Origin of the sequence: Pedobacter sp. P26 (assembly GCF_050632135.1) — a bacterium.
Lineage (GTDB): Bacteria > Bacteroidota > Bacteroidia > Sphingobacteriales > Sphingobacteriaceae > Pedobacter.
Map to the genome: position 1 here is coordinate 935,023 of NZ_CP192574.1, position 16,540 is coordinate 951,562.

Consider the following 16,540-nt stretch of genomic DNA (forward strand, 5'->3'; position numbering starts at 1 on the left):
AAAAATGAAAAAGAATATTTTAGCTATTGCAGCCCTTTTAACCGCTTCTCAGCTTATCGTTTCTTGTCAAAAACAGCTTGATGTAAATCCGCGTGAACGTATCCTGGAGACAAGTTATTATCAAAATCAGCAGCAGGCATTTACGGGTTTGGTGGCGGTTTATGATCAATTGGGTAACCAATCTAGTGGCTACCTCACCAAACTTAATTTATTTAGCTCTGCATCGGATGATCACTATGCTGGTGCCGATTCTCCGTCAGATTTAGGAGATATGCAGGCGATGAATAATTATACAGTAAACTCCTTATCAGGAGCCCCAAGTTATTTATGGAGTAAGGGCTTTACCGGTGTTTACCGTGCAAATGTGCTATTAAAAAAATAGAAGGCATTTCAATGGATGCTACAACCAAGGCAAGGTATATTGCCGAAGCTAAAGCATTACGGGCCATATTCTATTTTGATTTGGTACGTATCTTCAAGAATATACCTTTAATCTTAGCGCCGGTAGAGCCTTCTGGTATGTTCGATGTTACACAGGCTGCCCCTGCAGATGTATATAAACAGATAGAAAAAGATTTAGGAGAGGCATTAACTGCTCTTCCTGTAACTATCCCTGTTGCTGATGCCGGGCGTTTGAATCAAGGTGCAGCTCATGCAGTTTTAGGTAAGGTTTATTTATGGCAGGAAAAATGGGCCCTGGCAGCTACAGAGTTTGCGCTTGTAAATGGTACAGCTCCTGGTGCAAGCACTTATGGCTATAAGCTGCTTCCAAATTTTGCTGATTTATGGAATGTTAAAAACAAGTTTAATTCTGAATCCATTTTAGAACTCAGCTACAATACTACCTCTAACATGGGTTGGAGTAACGTTGGCAGCCGTGAAGGTAATGTGATGGGCATTCTGGTAGGGCCACGTAACTATGTTCCTGTAATTGCTGCACAAGCGCCAGACTATGTTTCGGGTTGGAGTGTGATGCCAATAACCAAAGAATTGTTTGATCTGATTCACTACGATCCGCGTAACAAACCTACGGTTGCCAATTTAGATAGTTTGGAAAAGGCAGGCATTGTAACCTATAAACATGCAAATGATAACACCGGATATTTTGTTGAGAAATACGCCGGAAGAGTTTCTACCAAAGCTGCTGTTGGCCAGTTGGAGTTAAACTTTGGTCAGAATATGTATGAAATACGTTTAGCTGATACCTATTTAATGGAAGCTGAAGCATTGTTGAGAAGTGGTGCTGCAGTTGGTGCAGGCACCAGGGCTTATATTTTCCTCAATGCAGTAAGAGCCCGTGTAGGTTTAAATCCTGTTGCCGTAACCATGGATAATATCATGAAAGAAAGGCGTCTGGAACTGGTAGCTGAAGGACAAAGATGGTTTGATTTGGTGAGATGGGGGCTTGCTCCTGCTAAACTGGCCTTTAAAGGATTTCAGGCAAATAAAAATGAGACCTTACCTATCCCACAGGCTGAGTTAAACAACACCAAAATTCTTCAAAGTAAAGAATGGGGTGGCACTAAGTAAAGTCGAGTATAATATCCTTAAAGTTTAATTGTTACAGGAAGAGAGCGAGTTCTTTCTTCCTGTTTTTTATCAAATCATCTTTCTTATGCTATTTACCAGGTCCATTGGACTCTTAATGTGTTGTGCTTTTACTTTTTCGGTTATGGCGCAAAGCCAGCCACAGGTATGGTTAACCAAAGCCGATCGTACAGCCTTATTTACCCGTCAGGCTACAGGTTTAAGGTTGTCTACAGCTAAAAACAAACAACCTGTAATTGCAATAAACGATAAAAAAACTTTCCAAAGTATAGATGGCTTCGGTTATGCCCTAACAGGTGGAAGTGCCCAGCACATTATCAAAATGTCAGCGCCAGCAAGAGCAGCTTTGCTTAAAGAACTTTTTGCAGCCGATGGCAATAATATCGGTGTTAGTTATATCCGCCTGAGTATTGGTGCATCGGATTTAAATGAAAAAGTATTTTCTTACAACGACCTTCCAGAAGGACAAACCGATTTGGAACAAGCTAAATTTGATTTAGGCCCTGATCAGGCAGATGTTATTCCGGTAATGAAGGAGATCCTCGCCATTAACCCTAAAATTAAAATTATGGGTTCGCCATGGTCTCCTCCCTTATGGATGAAAACAACATACGATGCCCGCGGAGGCATGCTTAAACCTGAATATTATGCGGCTTATGCCAAATATTTTGTGCATTACGTACAGGAAATGCAAAAAGCAGGTATTCCTATTGATGCCATTACCGTTCAAAATGAACCGCTGCACCCGGGCAATAATCCCAGCTTGCTTATGGTGGCACCGGATCAGGCACTTTTTGTAAAGAAATTCTTAGGACCTGCTTTCGCAAAAGCCCATATTAAAACCAAAATTATTATTTACGATCACAATGCCGATCGGCCCGATTATCCGATCAGTATTTTAGATGACGCGGAAGCCAGAAAATATATCGATGGATCTGCCTTCCACCTTTACGGCGGCAGGATTGAAGCCTTAACTGATGTGCACAATGCCCATCCAGATAAAAACATCTATTTCTCAGAGCAAATGGTAGTAGAACCGCCTGATGCCACGACCATTGATATCGTAAATCCGGTAGCACGCTTAATTATCGGTGCCACACGTAACTGGGCTAAAAATGTATTGGAGTGGAACCTTGCTGCAGATCCGGAAAATAAACCTTATACCGATAGGGGTGGTTGCTCCATGTGTCAGGGGGCAGTTACCATTAATGGCGACAATTATAGCCGTAACCTGGCCTATTTCTCCATTGCCCATGCTTCGAAGTTTGTAAGGCCTGGCGCTGTACGGATTGCTTCGAGCGAGCCAGATGGTTTGGCCAATGTTGCATTTAAAACGCCAGCAGGGAAATATGTACTTATTTTGGCCAATACCGGTAAAGCAACTGCAGCATTTAACATCAGCCTAAAGGGCAAAACCTATGCTGCGGCGCTCGATAAGGGTGCTGTAGCTACTTATATCTGGTAATTTTCAATCAATCAACTATGTTTTTAAAAAAATCACTCTTATCTGTTTTTTTGTTCAGTAGCATTTCGTTCACCGGTTTTGGTCAGGGTTTTTTAAAAGCATCAGGCACAAAAATTATTGATGGGCAAGGCCAGAATGTGTTGTTACGCGGCATTGGCCTGGGTGGCTGGATGTTGCAGGAGGGCTACATGCTTAAAATTAATAAAGAGGCACAGCAGTATCGCATCCGCGAAAGGATAGCAGAGCTGATGGGCCCGAAGCAAACCCAGGAATTTTACGATGCCTGGTTGACTAACCATACGCGCAAAATAGATGTCGATTCGATGAAACGCTGGGGTTTTAATTCCATTCGCCTGCCTATGCATTATAATCTCTATACTTTACCGGTTGATCAGGAACCTGTAGCAGGAAAAAATACTTGGCTTGAAAAAGGTTTTGCCTTAACCGATAGTTTACTCAACTGGTGTAAGGCCAATAACATGTACCTTATTTTAGATTTACATGCAGCACCGGGCGGACAGGGTAATGATTTAAATATTGCCGACCGCGATCCGTCTAACCCCTACCTGTGGGATAGTGAGGCCAACCAGGAGAAAACCGTTGCCCTTTGGCGAAAGCTGGCCGAAAGGTATAAAAACGAGCCCTACATTGGTGCCTACGATATTATAAACGAACCAAACTATGGTTTCACCAATCCCGAAGAAGATAAAAATGGTACTCAGGAAAAAGTGAACGCTCCCTTAAGAAAACTGATGGTAGCGATTACCAAAGCCATCCGCGAGGTAGATGAGCAACACCTCATTATAATCGAAGGCAACGGCTGGGGCAATAACTACAATGGTATTTTCCCGCTGTGGGATAAAAACATGGCCTTAAGTTTTCATAAATACTGGAATTATAACGATCAGGCTTCGATAGCGCACATCATCAAAGCCCGCGATGAACAAAATGTACCCGTTTGGCTGGGCGAAACAGGCGAAAACTCTAATGTTTGGTTTACCGACGCCATCCACCTTTTAGAAAAAATAATATCGGCTGGTCATGGTGGCCTTTAAAGAAAATAGGCGTTAATAATCCGCTTGAAATTAAATCGAATCCCAATTATGATGAACTGGTAAAATACCTGAATAATGGCGGCAACAAACCTAAGGATAGCAATGTGTACAGCGGCCTGATGGAACTGGCCATTTATTCGAGGTTAGAAAATAATATCATTCACCGCGATGTAATTGATGCAATGATTCGTCAGCCCTTTAGCAACGAAACCAAACCTTTTAAAGCCAATTTAATTAAAAACAAGAGCATTGTTTATGCGGTTGATTTCGACCTGGGGAAAAACGGGTTTGCCTATTTCGATAATGATACAGCCGATTACCATACTTCAACCAATAAAAGATCAGCAGGAAACCGCGGCAGGATTTACCGGAATGATGGTGTCGATATTGCAAAAGATTCACTACAGTACGAAAAGTATTATGTAAACCATATCGAAAAAGGAGAGTGGTTGCAATACTCGGTTAATGTTGCCCAAAAAGGTATTTATACTTTAAAAATTAAGACAGCAGCAGATCATGCTGGCGGACGGATCACCATTTTAGTTGATGGTAAAACCATTGCCAGAGAAGTGGCCGTTCCCAATACTGGTGATGAGAAAAAGTTTAGTACTTTCGAAATCAAAAATGTGTCTTTAAAGGCCGGGAATCAAAAAATTAGGGTATTGGCGGCTACGGGTGGTTATAATTTTAGTTATATTCAGTTTATAAAATAAAAAGTAAAACATCATCTTGAAAGGTATAAAAAGGATCCTGGTTATTTTAGGAGCGATGGCAGTAATCATCAGTATTCTTTCAAGATGCATGAATGCGGCCGATGAGTTACCAAAAGACATTAGAGGAGAAGCTTACACCGGCGCTGCCACCTGCGTAAAGTGCCATCAGGAGATTAAGCAATCTTTTGCACATAACGCACATGGTTTAACCTCCAAACCTGTTTACGATCAGGAATTGTTAAAGGTTTTTACTCCCGATTCTAATGTCTTTAACTTCGATGCACACCAAAAAGTGGTTATTGAGAAAAGAGGTGGTGGTGTTTTTCAGGTCGCTTATGTAGACGGAAAAGAAGTGCGCGCCGAAAAATTTGATATGGTATTTGGTTCGGGCGAAAAAGCCTATACCTATGCTTACTGGAAGAGCAAAAAACTGTATGAACTACCACTTTCCTATTTTTCGGAGATCCGTAACTGGGCCATTAGTCCGGGTTTTACAAAAGAAACCTTTTATTACGACCGGCCCATTGGTAGCCGTTGTTTAGAATGCCATGCTTCGTACGTAGATAAAAAAAATATCCAAACTTCGGGCATCACTACAGATGAAGAAATGGAGCGCGGTGCCTTGCTTTATGGTATTGATTGTGAGCGTTGCCACGGGCCTGGCAGGCAACATGCGGTTTTTCATCTTGAAAATCCAGCAGAGAAAACTGCCCAATTCATCACCATTTATAAAACATTAAGCCGTAAACAAAAGATGGATGCCTGCGGAGTTTGCCATTCCGGAAATACCCTGGTTGCCCAGAAGTCGGTTTTTGGTTTCACACCCGGCGATAATTTAGATGATTACTACGCACAGGATTTTGTGGGTTTTGGTGGTGGCAATCCAGATGTACATGGTAACCAAACCAACATGTTAATGGGAAGCAATTGTTATCGGAAAAGCGAAAATATGACTTGCCAATCGTGCCACAATACACACGAAAATATTAAAGGTAATTTAGCGATTTACTCGCAACGCTGTATCGGCTGTCACCAAAATACAAAGCACAGTCAGGCAATTTTGGCAAAAGGATCGCTCAGTACCAATTGTATCGATTGCCACATGCCTAAAGAATCTTCGAAATTAATCACGTTTCAACAGGCAGGTAAAGATCATCTCAGCCCGTACCATTTACGCTCGCACCATATTGCCATTTATCCCGTTATCAATTAGTAAAAACCAAACTTTTATTAAGAAATGCTCCAATATCTTTTAATAGGACTTGGATTTCGTACATTTGGTTTCCACCTTAAAAATTAGATAGTAGCCAATATGCCCCTAAAATACTACTTAGCTTTATTATCCTTCCTTTTTCTATCTACCTCTATTTTTGCTCAAAAGAAATTTACCCTTAGCGGCACTATTCGCGATGCAGGCACAGGCGAAACCTTAATTGGCGCAACGGTAAGAATTTCCGGAGCTTCTACCGCAGCAACCTTAACCAATAATTATGGATATTTTGCCTTAACGCAGACCCAAGGAACCTACACGGTGGCGGTAAGTTATACCGGCTATGCATCCATCGTTAAAACCATCAATTTAACAAAAGATACCAAGTTAAATGAGGAATTAAGAAGTGCGAACGATTTAGATGAAGTAAATGTCAGTGCCAATAACCGTAAAAACGAAAATGTAAAAAGTGCGCAAATGGGTTTGGAAAGAATTGATATGAAAACGCTCAATTCCATTCCCGTATTGCTTGGAGAAAGAGATATTTTAAAAACCATCCAATTGTTGCCGGGTGTAAAATCTGGTGGCGAAGGAAATACGGGTTTCTATGTTCGTGGTGGTGCTGCCGATCAGAATTTAATCATTTTAGATGAGGCTGTGGTGTATAACTCTTCGCATCTTCTGGGCTTTTTCTCTACTTTTAATGCCGATGCGATTAAGGATGTAAGTTTATATAAGGGGGGCATGCCGGCACAGTATGGAGGCCGTTTATCATCTGTTTTAGATGTTAAAATGGATGATGGAAACAATAAAGAATTTAAGTTTCAGGGCGGTATTGGTTTAATTGCCTCGCGTTTAAAAGCTGAAGGACCAATTGTAAAAGACAGAGGCTCATTCATGGTGAGTTTTCGCAGAACCTATATAGATCTGTTTTTAAGGGCTTCGCCAGATTCGTCGGTGAATGGAAGCACGCTGAATTTTTACGATATTAATGCAAAGGCGAATTATAAAATCAATGATAAAAACACCATTTATATTTCGGGCTATTTTGGTAAGGATAATATTGGTGTGAAGGATTTGTTTGAGAATAACTGGGGAAACGTAACCACCACCATCCGCTTAAACCATATTTTTAACGATCGCTTGTTTTCTAATACTTCGTTAATTTACAACAACTACAATTATACCGTTCGTTTGTTAAATGATGCGACTAATTTTAAGGCTACTTCGCTGGTACGCGATTTTAATTTTAAAGAAGATTTTCAGTATTTCAGTAACAAACATATTCTCAGGTTCGGGCTAAATGCTACCCAGCACCGCATATCGCCGATTGATATTGATAGCGATGTATCCTCGCAGGTAAATTCGCTTACGCAAGAGCGTAGGTATGGTATAGAGTCTGCTGCCTATATTTCTGATGAATGGAATGTAAACGAGCATCTTAACTTTTTATATGGTGTAAGGCTGGCCGCTTTTTCTTTAATGGGGCCAGGAAATTTTAATAATTACAATGCAGCAGGCGAAATCACCTCAACAGAAAATGTGGGCAAAGGCAAGTTTTACAAAAACTATCTCAACCTCGAGCCCCGCTTTTCAGTGAGTTACCTGTTTAACGAAGAAAATTCTATTAAGGCATCGTACAACCGCAATACGCAGAATGTTCACATTTTAACCAATGCCACTTCCAGTTCACCAACCGATCAATATGTGTTGAGCAGCAATAATATCAAACCAGAAGTTGCCGATCAGGTAGCGCTGGGTTATTTTAAAAATATTAAGGAGAATACTTACGAGCTATCAGCCGAAATTTATTATAAATGGTTGCAAAACCAGATCGATTATAAGAATGCCGCCCAGTTGCTGGCCAATTCGAATGTAGAATCGGAACTGATATACGGCGTAGGTAGAGCTTACGGGATGGAATTGTTTTTTAAAAAGAAATTTGGCAAGCTGAATGGCTGGGTAGGATATACCTTATCCCGCACTGAGCGCAAATTTACAGAACTGAATAACGGCAAATATTTTCCGGCCAGGCAAGACCGTACACACGATATTTCGTTGGTTGGTATTTACAACATGACCTCAAGGTGGACATTTTCGTCAAGCTTTATTTACAGTACCGGTAATGCAGTTACCTATCCGGCAGGGAAATATACCGTTGGCGGGCAACCGGCCTACTATTACACCCAGCGCAATGCAGGCCGCATGCCTTACAATATGCGTTTAGATATAAGTGCCACATTAGATGGCAAGAAAAAGGCAAATACCAATCGAGCTGGAATTTTGGTATTTACAATGTGCTGGCCAGAAAAAATCCTTATTCCATAGAGTTCATTACCGATCCGCAAAATCCGAACAAAACTGCTGCACAGCAAACCTCTCTTTTCGGACTTATTCCATCTGTTACCTGGAATTTTAAATTTTAATGCCATGAAAAAACTGACCATATATTTTGCCTTATTTACCTTGTGCCTCGCTTCATGCAAGAAAATCATTTCTATCGATACGGAGAATGCCGACCCACAGTTAGTGATTGAAGGGATCATTAATAACCAGTTGATGGACCAGGAAATTAAAATCAGCAAAACGATAGGGTATACCGAGGAAAATGTTTTTCCGAAAATTTCGGGTGCCATGGTTACCGTAACCGATAGCAAGGGAAATACGTTTGTATTTAAAGAAGGAACTAAGCCAGGTACTTATGTTAATCGCATGAAGGGTGAGCCTGGTGTTACCTATAATTTAAATGCGACTGTCGAAGGACAAAACTATACCGCCAGTTCTAAAATGCCTAATGTGGTTAAGATGGATTCAATCGGGATCATTAATAACACTTTTTTGGTCGTGAACGCAAAACAGCGGCAGTCTTCTTTAAAGATCCGGTTAATGAAGTAAATTTCTACCATTTTAACCTCTATGTAAATGATGTGTTGTCGCGACGCTATTATGCCAGTAACGACAGGCTAACCAATGGTAACGATTTGCGGATCCAGCTCTTTTTTAAACCCAATAATGATCACGACAGCGATGAGCTGAATGCCAATGATAAGGTTAGGGTTGAAATGGAATGTGTTGACAGTAATATTTTTAATTATTGGTATGCACTAAGCGAGCAAGCAGACCGCGGGCCTAATCAGGGTACCACGCCGGCCAACCCCACATCAAACCTTTCGAATAATGCATTGGGGTATTTCAGTGCAAACACCTACCAGGTACTCACGGCTACTGTAAAGTAAACATTAAGCAAAACTCCTGTTCAGATTTACTGTTAAATGAGTATGAAAGTATTTATAAGCGGCAATATTGCTCCAGTTGGTTTAAAGGAACTGGAAGAAAATAATATTACCATTACTCAATGGAAAGAAAACAGGCAGATTACTGCCGAAGAACTGATTGAAGCCTGCCATCATCAGGATGCGTTGATTAGTGTTGGCCCCAATAAGCTTAATGCAGCATTTTTAAATGCCTGTAGCCACTTAAAGGTGATCGCGCTACATTCAGTAGGTTTCGACCAGGTAGATGTAACTACCGCTAAAAAATTAAACATTCCTATTGGTAATACGCCCGGAGTTTTGAGCGGTGCAACTGCTGATACTGCTTTTTTACTGATGCTGGCTGTATCGCGAAAGGCTTTTTTCTCGCATAAAAAAATCATTCAGGGAGAGTGGAAAAACTACGAGCCCTCGCCAGAACTCGGAATTGAAGTAAATGGGAAAACCCTCGGTGTTTTTGGCCTGGGCAAAATTGGGTTAGAAATGGCCAAAAAATGTGCTGCAGCCTACCAAATGGAGGTGATTTACCACAACCGATCGCGTAACGAAGAAGCTGAAAGAGAAATCGGCGCAAAATATGTATCCTTCGAAAAACTTTTGGCACAAAGTGATGTACTCTCTATCCATACGGCGCTAACGCCCGAAACGAAAGATAAATTTACACTTGATGTTTTTAAGAAGATGAAGCCCAATTCTATTTTTATTAATACAGCCAGAGGTGGTATCCATAACGAAAAGGATTTAATTAAAGCCTTACAAGAGAAAATAATATGGGGAGCCGGTTTGGATGTAACGAACCCGGAACCAATGGATAAAAATAATCCCTTGTTGGCTATGGAAAACGTTGCCATTTTACCACATATTGGCTCAGCCACCGAAGAAACGAGAGCAGCAATGGCCAGAATTATCGTTCAGAATATCGTTGCAGGGCTAAAAGGGGAGAAGCTGCCGTTTGAAGTGATGTAAGATGGGAGATGTGAGATGGAAAATGTAAGATGGATGAGGGGGCGAAAAGCCAATTCCATCATCCATCTTACATTTTCCATCAATCAATTATTTTACGGTGTACTTAAAAATCGCTCTTCCCAAATTTCCATTGGCATCTATTCCTTCGATAATTACTTTGTACTGTCCTCTTCCATCAGCGTTATAATATTCAAAAGAAGTATTACCCGTTACGTCTGTAACTACTTTAGGATTCCAATAAATGGTGGTTCTTAAATCGTTCCGGTTCATGCTGGCAGGAACATCATATTTAGGTGAGTAGAACTGTTTTTCTTTGTTATAACCCTGTGGCGAGAAAGTAAGCTCATAGTATTTAGGAAGCATATCCATTAACTGAGCTTTCGTAATCTTGGTGCCTTTAGGTGCTTTTTTCTGGTTAAATACAATTACACCGTTTACATTGTTGGCACGGTTCACCAAACCTAAATCGTCTCTTAAAAATACCTCAACCGATTCAAGCTGGTTCGGATCTAATGTATTGATTTGGTTAACATCCACGTTCATACCATTGATGAAAATACCCATCGGGATTTTTTTGCCCTGGTTGTAATCGCGGGTTACGTAAAAGTTATTATCGGCAAAGGTAACCCCCGCAAGCATACCTTGTAAACAATTAATCAATAAACCACAGCCTTTAAACCGATCGCCACTAACTTCATGGTCGGCCATTTGGCTTAGTCCGCTCAGTGCGGGGTAATCCTTATGACTTACTTTCGGAACCACTGTGGCTTTAATATTTACATCTTTTAGTGTATGCAAATAAGCATATTGTCTTTTGCTGTTATCTAAATAACTGGTTAAAGCACTGTCTATATTTAAAACCTCTTCAGCTGCACTAAAGTTTCTGGTTAATGTCGGTACTGGTGCACCATTTAAGCTTAAGGTCATGTTTTTATAGTTTACATTATACTTAGCGGTAATGGTTACTTTAGAGGAGTCGTTAAATACCAGGTTCGAAAATTTAAAATTCCCAACCGGGTCGGTAGTGCCTTCCAAATTGAAACGTTTATCCGGAATACTCAATAATAATGCACCTTTCCTCACCGGTATGCCGTTGTTCTGTCTTAAAATACCAGAAATTTCGATTCCTTGTTCCGGTAAGAAATCAATTTTTGGCAATTTATTGGCAATGATATCGGTATATTTAAAACTGCGGTATCCCTGGGTAAGGAGCAATACATCTAAATCTGAATTTTTCTTTGCGTCAGGTGCATTAAAGTAATAATTTGCTTTTTCAATGTAACCTTTAACATCGCTACTTAATAACAGGCCGGTTAATATCGTACTGGTTGCATCTTCGCTGGATGGAACTTTGGTTTCATCTACAACAGCTACCGAGAAGCTACCTTCTACAGGGGCGCCATCTTTTTTAGCAGCAACATTTATCTTAACCTTTTTCTTGATTCCATAAGTAGTTGCAGCACTGGTTAGCGTTACCGCCATGGTATTTTTGTGCTGAACAAAAACCAATCTTTCGCTTAAGGGTTTACCAAACTCGTTAAACAGCGTAAACTGGGCAATTCCGGTAGGAAATTTTGATTTAAGCACAGTAGTATTATATTCTTTATTTGATAATGCAGTTTGTGCACCATAACAGATAACACCTTTACTTTGCGCGATTAAATAAAGCTTTTTGCCTTGGTTCTGTTCAAAGAAGGCATCGTTAGCCGAAATTTTTATGGCTATATTATCTGCACTGCTGTTATCTATAATTACAGAAACGCCATTTGCGGCAACAGCTGGCAAATTATAATTTTGAGTGGTTCCATCTGCATAGGTAACAGCTGCTTTGTACGTTTTTCCAGTCTCGGCCAATAAGTTGAAACTACCCATCCCCAAATGCTGAGCCGCAAAAGTAGCAACAGTTTTGCCATCATTATCGGTTACCGTACCTTTTGAGTTAATGCCCAAACCATCACTTTTAATGGCTTTGAAGGCTACCTTGTTGGTTAAGCCGGCAATTAAACTCCCACCTTCAGGGAAAAATTGAAAATCTTTGCTTAAAATAGCGTTTTTAAGTTGAAAGCTATTGCTCACCACATCTTTATCAGTGGTATTAATGCTGGTAATCAATTCACCTTTTTGTAATTGATATTCCGCTTTCTGTGCATTGCTCATCGCGATGGTTAAATAACCGTTCGCATCTGTTGTACCTCTGCCTTTGGCAATTACCGTAAAACTGGTAACCACCTGCCAGCTTACATTTTTATTGGCGTAGGGTTTGTTATTGGCATCTTTAAATTGTACACGGGCATCAATTTTTTCTAACTTATCTGTAGAAGTATTTTTATAAGTGATATGGGTTTTTACCTCCTTGTCAATCGCTTCGCCTACATAAAAGGTCTTGTTAAAATAAGCGGGATCATCACTGTTGAGCATCCATAGCGTATAAGCCCTGATGTGGTAATTACCTTGTTTATAGTTGATCTGGTCTAGGGGAAAACTGCCATAAGCAAAACCACCGGTAATGGGTAATTTTAAGGTTTGGATAAGGGAATCTTTCTGATTGATAACATCCACATAAATGATCTTACTAATTCCGGATAAGAAATTCTGGTTTTCGGTAACATAAGCTTTAAACCAAACCGTATCGGCAACAGCATAATAAGGCTTATCGAAATGAAGATAAATTTTTTCGGAAGGGTAATCGCTCAATACCTTGTTGGTTTTGGTAATGATGGTATTTATGCTAATGGTATCGGTTTGGGCCGAAGAAGAAAAACTTAATGTTGATAAAAGTGACAGTATGATAAACGATAATCTAAAAATCTTCATGTATTGGATATTAAATGCTAAGCCCGTAAATATATCCAATTATAAAGAGAGCGCATAAAATGTGATGAGGTTTAACATTTTTTTACAAAATTTTCTCAGAACATCGTCATCCTGAACTTGTTTCAGGATCTACGAATGAAGTGCTTTTTAGGTTAACCACTTAATTGTTTAACCCGGTTAACTGTAAACTGAAAACTGGGAACTTGTAAATCGGTTAATCGACTCCAAACTAACTCTGCTAAAACAAAACAAGCCGCTAAAAGCGGCTTGTTTTAAAATATAATGGTGTTTGCCTGTTATTTAAACTCGATCAAGAATTCTTCTTTAGGTGAACGTACTTTTTTAAGATTTACCAACCAATCGCCGGCCTCGTCCCTGTTTCCTAATGGCAATAGGGTAACACTTTTTAAACCTTTTTTATCTAAGCCTAAAAGTTCATCTAATGCAGGTCCGTTAAAACCTTCCATTGGTGTAGCGTCTACTTTTAGTACCGCAGCTTCTGCAATGGCAATACCGAAAGCAATATAAGCCTGACGGGCTGCATGGTTGAAGTTTTCTTCTGCAGTTCTGGATAAGATCATGCCTTTAAGTTGTGCCTTATAGGCATCTGTGGTATCCAGTGGTAAGCCACGCTCTGCATTCATTCTGTTAAAAACGGCATCAATGCCTTCTTCTGTGTAATTTTCGTTTGCCGCGAAAATTAACAGGTGAGAAGAATCGATCACTTGCGATTGGTTAAAAGCAATCGGCGCAATTTTCTCTTTTAATTCCTGGTTGGTTACCACAATTAATTTAAAAGGCTGTAAACCTGATGATGTTGGTGCCAAATGTGCTGCAGCAATAATTTTATCAACCTTTTCTTGTTCAACAGGCTGACCGTTCATTTTCTTAACGGCATAACGCCAGTTCAGGGCATCTATTAAGCTCATATTTTTGGAGATTTTTTTAAATTTTTATGGAGCAAATATGCAGATAAGCTTTAAGGCTAGTGTTGATGTATGGTAAGAATTTTTTTATTGGGCTCCGCTGGCTGAAGTCAATGGTAAAGAGGGGCTTGGCCATTGACTTTTCCTATCCGTTGGTATCTCACCGACCGAAATAGAATTAGGAAATGAATGGCTTGTGGTTCTTGGCGGTTTTCAGCCCTGCTTTACGCTTTACTCCGTTGCACTTCGTGTTCGCTCCAAGCAGGTTTAGGAACAGGGGCTGTGCGCACTGCAACCGCAAAAGGAAATGCTGTTTTGCTCATCTAGCCCCGGTTGAAGTGTTACCCTGCAGCAACGAGGTACGAGGAAGCGAAGCGTAAAAGCGGAAAACGGGAAGAAACTTGGTGTCTTGTAGAGGCAACGCGCTCCAAATATGAAATGCACTTTTTTCCTATCGGTTGGTGTCTCACCGACCGAAATAGAATTAGGAAATGAATGGATTATGGTTCTTGGCGGTTTTCAGCCCTGCTTTACGCTTTACTCCGTTGCACTTCGTGTTCGCTCCAATCAGGTTTAGGAACAGGGGGCTTGTGCGCACTGCAACCGCAAAAATGAAAAACTTTTTTTGCCTACCTGGCCCCGGTTGAAGTGTTACCCTGCAGCAACGAGGCACGAGAAAGTGAAGCTTAAAAGTGGAAAACGGGAAGAAACTAACTGTTTTGTACAGTTATTGCGCTCCATATGACAATGTTTTTTTATTTTTCCTATCGGTTGGTGTCTCACCGACCGAAATGGAATAAATTCAGAATGACGAATTATGAAAGAGTTTTATTAAAATTAGGAAATGATTGGCCTGTGGTTCTTGGCGGTTTTCAGTCCCGCTTTTATTTCAAGTCCTCGCTGCGCTGTGGGCTTTACATGGCAATCGGGTTTATGAACAAGGGTTCTGCATCCTGCAACCGCAAAAATAAAATACTGTTTTTCCCACCTAGCCCCGGTTGAAGTGTTACCATGGCAGCAACGAGGTACGAGGAAGCGAAGCGTAAAAACGGAAAGAAACTTATTATTTGTAGAGGCAAAGCGCTCCAAATATGAAATGCAATTTTTTCCTATCGGTTGGTGTCTCACCGACCGAAATAGAATTAGGAAATGAATGGCTTGTGGTTCTTGGCGGTTTTCAGCCCTGCTTTACGCTTTACTCCGTTGCACTTCGTGTTCGCTCCAATCAGGTTTAGGAACAGGGGGCTTGTGCGCACTGCAACTGCAAAAGGAAATGCTGTTTTGCCCACCTGGCCCCGGTTGAAGTGTTACCCTGCAGCAACGAGGTACGAGGAAGCGAAGCGTAAAAGCGGAAAACGGGAAGAAACTTGGTGTCTTGAAGAGGCAACGCTCCAAAGAAAGATCATTAAACTACAATCGAAAGCGTGATTTTTTCCATTGCCATGGTTCGTGTCTCACGCACCATAAGATCGTAATTAAGCTTTAGGGAACAAACCTCAAATCGCTGCGCACCGGAAAGTGATCAGATAATTTGGCTTGGGTAATTTTGTAGTTTAACACCTCGAGTTCTTTAGAAGTAGCAATATAATCAATCTGAAAATTGGGAAATTTACCATTATAGGTTTTACCAAAGCCATTACCCTTTTTAATAAAACTATTGTTTAAACCGGCGGTAATTTGCGTAACCACATAAGATGCTGGCGTATCGTTAAAATCGCCTGCAATAAGGTAAGGTGTTTTACAGGTGGCCATTTCCTTTTTCATAATATCTACCTGACCGCTCCGTTTCAAAAAGGCATTTTTCAGCATTCTTAAAATCCGTTTGGATGGTTGCAGTTCGGTATTCATTTCTTTTACCTTATCCAGGTATTCGTAATCCTGTTTTTCAAAAGAAATAGATTGAAAATGTACGTTATAGACCCTCAGGATTTTGCCCTTAATATTTAAATCGGCATAAATACTCATGTTATTGGAGAAACCTTCAACAAAAGGGATTTTGCCAGAATTTTTAATAGGATATTTGGAAAATATGGCCAAGCCAACGGCCTCATAATCATTTTTATTGATGGGTACGAAGTAATAGTATTTTGTGTTCAATAATGCTTTCAAGCTATCAACAGTATCAAATGCGCCTTTGTAACGGGTAAAAAATTCCTGGAAACAGATAATATCGGGATTTTGGTCTTTCACCACCTGAAGCATTTTTTCTTTTACCGATTCGGTATTGTCTTCACCATATAGTTTAAAACTGTGCACATTATAAGTCATCATTCTGATGCTATTGTCTGCTTTTTCAGCTCCACCTTCATCGCCGCCAATGGCAAAGGTTGCTTTTAAAGTTTTAGCACCAAGTGCGATCACCAGAATGGTTGCGATTGCAAAAATCCATTTTTTGCCTATAAACCACCAAACCAGAAAGATGATATTCGCGAATAGAATAAAGGGGTAGGCGAGACCGAAAAAAGCAATAATGGCATGTTTTCTTGGATCCATATTTCCGGCCAGAACTCCTAAAAGCAAAGCTACTGCCAACATAAAGGCAATAGGCAAGAGGAGTTTGTCCATGAAACT

General features: G+C 40.4%; 13 protein-coding genes. 10 read left to right on the forward strand and 3 right to left on the reverse strand.

Going from position 1 to position 16,540, the window contains the following annotated elements:
• The first annotated feature begins 4 nt into the window (after nt 1-4).
• The 10 genes from ACQ86H_RS04465 to ACQ86H_RS04510 all read left to right on the forward strand — a co-directional run bounded on the left by ACQ86H_RS04465 (nt 5) and on the right by ACQ86H_RS04510 (nt 10,229).
• Entirely contained in the window at nt 5-382 is a 378-nt protein-coding gene (locus ACQ86H_RS04465; RefSeq protein ID WP_431293983.1) for a hypothetical protein, read from the forward strand.
• Nucleotides 383-393: 11 nt separating this feature from the next.
• Nucleotides 394-1,530, forward strand: a complete 1,137-nt coding sequence (locus ACQ86H_RS04470) for a RagB/SusD family nutrient uptake outer membrane protein (RefSeq protein WP_431293984.1) — start codon at nt 394-396, stop codon at nt 1,528-1,530.
• Between the two features lie 85 nt (nt 1,531-1,615).
• Nucleotides 1,616-3,013: a glycoside hydrolase family 30 protein gene (locus ACQ86H_RS04475; RefSeq protein WP_431293985.1), complete on the forward strand. Its 1,398-nt coding sequence runs from the start codon at nt 1,616-1,618 to the stop codon at nt 3,011-3,013.
• A 17-nt stretch (nt 3,014-3,030) separates the two neighbouring features.
• Complete coding sequence (locus ACQ86H_RS04480) at nt 3,031-4,068, forward strand: glycoside hydrolase family 5 protein (RefSeq protein WP_431293986.1); 1,038 nt, start codon at nt 3,031-3,033, stop codon at nt 4,066-4,068.
• Complete coding sequence (locus tag ACQ86H_RS04485; RefSeq protein WP_431293987.1) at nt 4,005-4,781, forward strand: carbohydrate-binding protein; 777 nt, start codon at nt 4,005-4,007, stop codon at nt 4,779-4,781. Before ACQ86H_RS04480 ends, ACQ86H_RS04485 begins: the two co-directional genes overlap by 64 nt.
• Before the next feature lie 16 nt (nt 4,782-4,797).
• Nucleotides 4,798-5,994: a multiheme c-type cytochrome gene (locus ACQ86H_RS04490; RefSeq protein ID WP_431293988.1), complete on the forward strand. Its 1,197-nt coding sequence runs from the start codon at nt 4,798-4,800 to the stop codon at nt 5,992-5,994.
• A gap of 99 nt (nt 5,995-6,093) precedes the next feature.
• Complete coding sequence (locus ACQ86H_RS04495) at nt 6,094-8,319, forward strand: TonB-dependent receptor (protein ID WP_431293989.1); 2,226 nt, start codon at nt 6,094-6,096, stop codon at nt 8,317-8,319.
• Between the two features lie 102 nt (nt 8,320-8,421).
• A complete protein-coding gene (locus ACQ86H_RS04500; RefSeq protein ID WP_431293990.1) occupies nt 8,422-8,886 on the forward strand; it encodes a DUF4249 family protein in 465 nt (154 codons plus the stop codon).
• 35 nt (nt 8,887-8,921) lie between these two features.
• Complete coding sequence (locus tag ACQ86H_RS04505) at nt 8,922-9,227, forward strand: hypothetical protein (RefSeq protein ID WP_431293991.1); 306 nt, start codon at nt 8,922-8,924, stop codon at nt 9,225-9,227.
• A gap of 42 nt (nt 9,228-9,269) precedes the next feature.
• Nucleotides 9,270-10,229, forward strand: coding sequence for a 2-hydroxyacid dehydrogenase (locus tag ACQ86H_RS04510; RefSeq protein WP_431293992.1), 960 nt, complete (start codon nt 9,270-9,272; stop codon nt 10,227-10,229).
• Nucleotides 10,230-10,316: 87 nt separating this feature from the next.
• Here the strand turns inward: ACQ86H_RS04510 and ACQ86H_RS04515 are convergent, their stop codons facing one another.
• The 3 genes from ACQ86H_RS04515 to ACQ86H_RS04525 all read right to left on the reverse strand — a co-directional run bounded on the left by ACQ86H_RS04515 (nt 10,317) and on the right by ACQ86H_RS04525 (nt 16,534).
• Nucleotides 10,317-13,043 carry a carboxypeptidase regulatory-like domain-containing protein gene (locus ACQ86H_RS04515; protein ID WP_246862646.1) on the reverse strand — a complete coding sequence of 909 codons (2,727 nt, stop codon included), beginning with the start codon at nt 13,041-13,043 and terminating at the stop codon, nt 10,317-10,319.
• A gap of 296 nt (nt 13,044-13,339) precedes the next feature.
• Nucleotides 13,340-13,972, reverse strand: a complete 633-nt coding sequence (locus ACQ86H_RS04520; RefSeq protein WP_121283905.1) for a nitroreductase family protein — start codon at nt 13,970-13,972, stop codon at nt 13,340-13,342.
• Between the two features lie 1,479 nt (nt 13,973-15,451).
• Nucleotides 15,452-16,534 carry an endonuclease/exonuclease/phosphatase family protein gene (locus tag ACQ86H_RS04525; protein ID WP_246862645.1) on the reverse strand — a complete coding sequence of 361 codons (1,083 nt, stop codon included), beginning with the start codon at nt 16,532-16,534 and terminating at the stop codon, nt 15,452-15,454.
• Nucleotides 16,535-16,540: the final 6 nt, after the last annotated feature.

Excerpts from the sequence above, each read along its gene's own strand:
- ACQ86H_RS04495 (WP_431293989.1), top strand. The coding sequence starts at position 6,094 with ATGCCCCTAAAATACTACTTAGCTTTATTATCCTTCCTTTTTCTATCT.
- ACQ86H_RS04480 (WP_431293986.1), top strand. The coding sequence starts at position 3,031 with ATGTTTTTAAAAAAATCACTCTTATCTGTTTTTTTGTTCAGTAGCATT.
- ACQ86H_RS04510 (WP_431293992.1), top strand. The coding sequence starts at position 9,270 with ATGAAAGTATTTATAAGCGGCAATATTGCTCCAGTTGGTTTAAAGGAA.
- ACQ86H_RS04500 (WP_431293990.1), top strand. The coding sequence starts at position 8,422 with ATGAAAAAACTGACCATATATTTTGCCTTATTTACCTTGTGCCTCGCT.
- ACQ86H_RS04525 (WP_246862645.1), bottom strand. The coding sequence starts at position 16,534 with ATGGACAAACTCCTCTTGCCTATTGCCTTTATGTTGGCAGTAGCTTTG.
- ACQ86H_RS04475 (WP_431293985.1), top strand. The coding sequence starts at position 1,616 with ATGCTATTTACCAGGTCCATTGGACTCTTAATGTGTTGTGCTTTTACT.
- ACQ86H_RS04520 (WP_121283905.1), bottom strand. The coding sequence starts at position 13,972 with ATGAGCTTAATAGATGCCCTGAACTGGCGTTATGCCGTTAAGAAAATG.
- ACQ86H_RS04470 (WP_431293984.1), top strand. The coding sequence starts at position 394 with ATGGATGCTACAACCAAGGCAAGGTATATTGCCGAAGCTAAAGCATTA.
- ACQ86H_RS04515 (WP_246862646.1), bottom strand. The coding sequence starts at position 13,043 with ATGAAGATTTTTAGATTATCGTTTATCATACTGTCACTTTTATCAACA.
- ACQ86H_RS04465 (WP_431293983.1), top strand. The coding sequence starts at position 5 with ATGAAAAAGAATATTTTAGCTATTGCAGCCCTTTTAACCGCTTCTCAG.